Origin of the sequence: uncultured Metabacillus sp. (assembly GCF_947503125.1) — a bacterium.
Classification (GTDB): Bacteria; Bacillota; Bacilli; order Bacillales; family Bacillaceae; genus Metabacillus.
This window is the reverse complement of the sequence record NZ_CANNCR010000147.1, coordinates 1-1,469: the sequence shown is the minus strand read 5'-3', so window position 1 is coordinate 1,469 and position 1,469 is coordinate 1. Positions and strand designations below refer to the sequence as shown.

Below are 1,469 nucleotides of genomic sequence, written 5' to 3'. Positions count from 1 at the left end.
TACATTAAATGAATGATCAAAAATAGTTTACTTTCTACACTACTTTCGTGTCCAAATAATTAAGGGGGCTAAAAAGAGTTTCTCATTTTATCAGCGAATTTCGAAATTTATCGGCGGCTTTCTGATTTTATCAGCGAATTCCGGAATTTATCGGCGGAATTCTGATTTTATCAGCGATTTCCGAATTTTATCGGCGGGTTTCTGATTTTATCAGCGAATTCCAGGATATTTCGGCGTATTTACATTCAACTTTTCTTGTAAATAGTCATAAAAAAACTCACCGATTCTGCGGTGAGTTTTGCTTTTTTACCAATATCTATGGGTCATAACGGAACCCTTTCCTTATCATTTACTATTTGCCATTCTGTCCTTTTCCTAAATACCAGTTTCGAAAGGGTTATGCTAAATTCATATAAGAGGAGCAAAGGGACGATGACTAGAACATCCGAAACCAAATCAGGAGGAGAAATGATCACGGAAATAACGATTAAAACAAAATAAGATCCTTTTCTTCCTTTTACTAGCAGATGAGGATTGATAATGCCCAGTTTGGTTAAAAACAGAATAACAGCAGGCATTTCAAATAAAAATCCAAATGGCAGGGTTAAATTGATCATGAAGTTGAAATATTTATCGACGGTAAAGAATGCTTCGAATTGATCACCTGCTAAATTTTCTAAAAAGGATAGCACAATGGGAAAGAGGATAAAATAGCCGAAGGAAATTCCTAATAAAAACAAGAAGAAGATCCCCGGTATAAAGGCTAAGGTGGCTTTTTGTTCTTCTTTTTTGAGTGCAGGTTTGACAAAATGCCAAGCTTGGAAAGCTGCGATCGGAATGGTTGCAGCGATCGCAACAACCCCTGCGATCATCATATAGATCCATAGAATGTCCCCTGGACCTAACAAAGCCAATTTATCATCTAAATCTCTCACTAAAAACTGATGAATATCCTTCACAAAAAGAAAAGAAAGACAAAGGAAGGTCATAAAAAAGATTAATATGATGATGATTCGCTTCCGCATTTCCCCTAAATGTTCAACCAAATTCATTCTTGTTTCATCCATATGTCATCCCCCTTTATTCAAAAAAAGAAAGATGCAAGCAACATTCCTGCCTGCACCTTTTTTCAACCTAGCTTCCAGTGTTGCTTTGTTTCGTTGTTTCAACAGCGAGAAGCTTTGCTGTTTCTTCTTGAGGCTTTGTTGAATCATTGTCTCCATTCACCAGATCATTAGTTGCCTTTTTAAATTCCTTCAGTGTGTTGCCGAATGCCCGCCCAATCTCCGGCAATTTCGATGGCCCAAAAATCACCAGGGCAATGATCAGAATTAAAATCAATCCCGGAACACCAATATTTTGTAACATCATGCTTCCTCCCCTTTAGCTGATCCCGTATTGTAAAAACTTTTATATTAAAAAAGTTAATAATCTTTGAATTTAAGGGCTTTAAATGCAAAAAACTTGCC

Annotated in this window: 2 protein-coding genes; both read right to left on the bottom strand. The window is 36.6% G+C overall.

The window, feature by feature from the left end:
* Nucleotides 1-323: 323 nt before the first annotated feature.
* On the bottom strand, nt 324-1,067 hold the full coding sequence (tatC, locus tag Q1B07_RS26545; protein WP_299093257.1) for a twin-arginine translocase subunit TatC: 744 nt from the start codon (nt 1,065-1,067) through the stop codon (nt 324-326).
* 67 nt (nt 1,068-1,134) lie between these two features.
* On the bottom strand, nt 1,135-1,368 hold the full coding sequence (locus tag Q1B07_RS26540) for a twin-arginine translocase TatA/TatE family subunit (protein ID WP_299093256.1): 234 nt from the start codon (nt 1,366-1,368) through the stop codon (nt 1,135-1,137).
* Between the last annotated feature and the right edge of the window lie 101 nt (nt 1,369-1,469).